Annotated in this window: 3 protein-coding genes; all 3 read left to right on the top strand. The window is 42.5% G+C overall.

Annotated elements, in window-relative coordinates:
- Positions 1-248 precede the first annotated feature (248 nt).
- The 3 genes from IQ242_RS21055 to argC all read left to right on the top strand — a co-directional run bounded on the left by IQ242_RS21055 (position 249) and on the right by argC (position 2,904).
- Positions 249-1,238 carry a DUF389 domain-containing protein gene (locus tag IQ242_RS21055; RefSeq protein ID WP_193961290.1) on the top strand — a complete coding sequence of 330 codons (990 nt, stop codon included), beginning with the start codon at positions 249-251 and terminating at the stop codon, positions 1,236-1,238.
- Between the two features lie 86 nt (positions 1,239-1,324).
- Positions 1,325-1,588, top strand: coding sequence for a DUF3146 family protein (locus IQ242_RS21050; RefSeq protein WP_193961289.1), 264 nt, complete (start codon positions 1,325-1,327; stop codon positions 1,586-1,588).
- A gap of 254 nt (positions 1,589-1,842) precedes the next feature.
- Entirely contained in the window at positions 1,843-2,904 is a 1,062-nt protein-coding gene (gene argC / locus IQ242_RS21045; protein WP_193961288.1) for an N-acetyl-gamma-glutamyl-phosphate reductase, read from the top strand.
- Positions 2,905-3,028: the final 124 nt, after the last annotated feature.

Raw genomic sequence — 3,028 nt, 5'->3', positions numbered from 1 at the left:
GCGACCATAAGACCAGAACAGAGTAAATCTGTTAAGGCAGGTGCGGAACCCCGCAAGGGAAAGAAGCAGAAACCTAAATCGTGAGGTTTGGGAATCACCGTCCGTTTACGGCGGTGAGGATGTCAAGAGGTTTCATCGATCGAGGCGAAGAAAAAAACGGTAAGATTAGTTAAAGAAAATGATACAAATATACATTGATTAGACAAAAAAAGCTATAAGTAAAAGAAAAGTTAATCTTCCTAAGTCCCATGACCAGAAAAGAACGGCCCTACTCGTGGTTCTCAAGAAAACCCTTGACCTGGCAACAATCGCGGGCTATGTGGCGCGATTTATGGTTAGAAGCGTCCCTCGATTTTCCCTATCTAGCTTTGATTGTTAGTTCTTGTGCGATCGCTACCTTTGGTTTAGTTGCCAATAGTGCAGCCGTGATTATTGGAGCGATGATTATTGCCCCTTTGATGTTGCCGATTCGTAGTCTGGCTTTTGGTGGTTTAATTGGCAGTTGGCGATTAATTCGTAAGTCAGCATTGGCGATTTTAGTCGGTACGATTATCGCTTTAGCGATAGCTTGGTTTCTAGGATTATTAATCGGAATTTCTGAATTTGGTAGTGAAATTCAAGCCCGTTCTCAACCCAATCTTTTAGATTTAGGAGTGGCAATTACCGCAGGGGCAATCAGTGGTTATGCCAAAATAGAACCGAAAATTTCAGGTACTTTAGCGGGAACAGCGATTGCCGTGGCTTTAATGCCGCCAGTTTGCACGATTGGTTTAGGATTATCCCAAGGCAATTGGATCCTAAGTTTGGGGGCAACTCTGTTATATATTACCAATTTATTAGGCATTGCTCTCGCCTGTTTGTTGGTCTTTTTGCTGGCTGGTTATTCTAGTTTTCATCGGGCGCGTAACGCTCTAATTTTGACTTCTATCCTGACAGCAGTTTTGCTAATTCCCTTAGGAATAAGTTTTGCAACTCTGGCCAATCAAGCTCGCTTAGAAAGGCTGATCAAAAAAGCTTTATTACAACGAACGATTACTTTTAAACGGGCAGAATTATTGGAATCTTCAATTAATTGGCTCAAGCAGCCTCCCCGGGTGAGATTAGTGGTAAGAACCGCCGAAAGCATTACCCCCAGACAGGTAGAATTGTTGCAAGAATTTATTACTAAGGAAATGGGGCGACCTTTTCAATTAAATGTCTTAGTTTCTAAGGTTAATGAAGTCACTTCCCCGGAATAGCGTCGAGAAAATTAGCTCAAGTAATGACAAACAAGGATTAATTCGCTATCTTAATGTTTGATATTTAATCTATAGGTAGGGTTCAGGTGAGTGGCGGCAATCGACCAGAAAGCACGGCTTATGTGCGGATAATTAAGCAATCTTGGCAAACGGGGAAATTAGAGGGAGAAGTGCGGACGGAAGAATATCAATGGCGTTTTCAATGGCATTTTCTTCAAGGCAAGTTATCAGTACAACCTTCCCTAGGTAGGGCTTTGATTTTTGAACCCTTGAATCGGTTTTTAGAACGCTATGATTATCAATTAGAACCGGGGGGAGATTATGAATTTACAGTGCGATCAAAATTTTAAATATGGGGGATTGAATTACAGCCTTTCTCCTAAGGATGAAGTTTAACTTAATTTGGCATCATAAAAGGAAAACCTTGTACCTCATCATTAAGATAAACGGCTATTGATCAAGAGAAATTGACGGTTTAGGGACAACCCGGCCGAGATACTAGGTTTTTACAGGAAGTTTTTTGATTTAAATCCCACTGGTTAGGCTAAAATTCAGCCATACTAAAGCGTTATCTTAACGATCAGAATTTTTAGGAATAAGGGAAATGACGCAAGAACAGAAGGTTTCAGTGGGTATTGTCGGCGCTTCCGGATATGGTGGCGTACAGTTGGTACGTTTGCTCAAAGAACATCCCTTAGTAGAATTAGCCTATCTGGGGGGCGATAGTAGCGCCGGTAAACCCTACAGTGATTTATATCCCCATCTCGGTCATAGCATTAATCTTAATGTGGAGGCGATCGATTTGGAGATAATTGCCTCCCGTTGTCAAGTGGTTTTCTTGGGTTTACCCAATGGTTTAGCCTGTGATTTAGCCCCTCCTTTGATCGCCAAAGGGTGTAAAGTTTTGGATCTGTCGGCAGATTATCGTTTTACTAGCCTAGAAACCTATAGTAAATGGTATGGCAAGGAACGTCAGGATCAAGCGATCGCATCTACGGCTGTGTACGGTTTACCGGAACTTTATCGGGAAGATATTAAAAATGCCTCTTTGATCGGTTGCCCCGGATGTTATCCTACTGCTAGTTTAATGGCGATTTCTCCCCTGTTAAAACAGGGTTTAATTCTCCCGGAAACCACGATTATTGATGCCAAATCGGGAACTTCGGGAGGGGGAAGACAGGCTAAGATTAATATGTTATTGGCAGAAGCAGATAGTTCGATCGGGGCCTATAATGTAGCGGGAAAACACCGTCATACTCCCGAAATCGAGCAGATTTGCAGTGATTTAGCCGGTCATGAGGTGCGCGTCCAGTTCACTCCCCATTTAATGCCCATGGTTCGGGGTATCCTGTCCACAGTCTATGCAACTTTGCGGGATCCCAATCTGGTGCGGGATGATTTGATCACTATCTACAATGCTTTTTATCGCGCTTCTCCCTTTGTCAAAATCCTACCGGGGGGAGTCTATCCACAAACTAAATGGGCCTGTGGTACTAATTTATGTTATCTCGGTATTGAAGTGGATCCGAGAACCGATCGAGTGATAGTGATGTCAGCGATCGATAATTTAGTTAAGGGACAATCGGGACAAGCGGTACAATGTCTCAATCTCATGATGGGTTGGGAAGAATCCCTTGGTTTACCGCAAATGTGTTTTTATCCCTAAAAATTTCTGGATGCGTTTAACCGGGTACATCTCATTTTTGTAAATCTACTGAGTTGGGATTTTTAAAGGGAAACTATCTTCTAAAATTGGTGATCACTTCCGATTTTACCACTCAATCCAAGCC

The organism is Microcystis sp. LEGE 08355, from assembly GCF_015207185.1.
Classification (GTDB): Bacteria; Cyanobacteriota; Cyanobacteriia; order Cyanobacteriales; family Microcystaceae; genus Microcystis; species Microcystis panniformis.
Note: the sequence above shows the minus strand (reverse complement) of the source record. Positions and strands in the feature narration are given on the sequence as shown.

Coding starts and splice junctions, on each gene's coding strand:
- IQ242_RS21055 (WP_193961290.1), top strand. CDS start 249: ATGACCAGAAAAGAACGGCCCTACTCGTGGTTCTCAAGAAAACCCTTG.
- argC (WP_193961288.1), top strand. CDS start 1,843: ATGACGCAAGAACAGAAGGTTTCAGTGGGTATTGTCGGCGCTTCCGGA.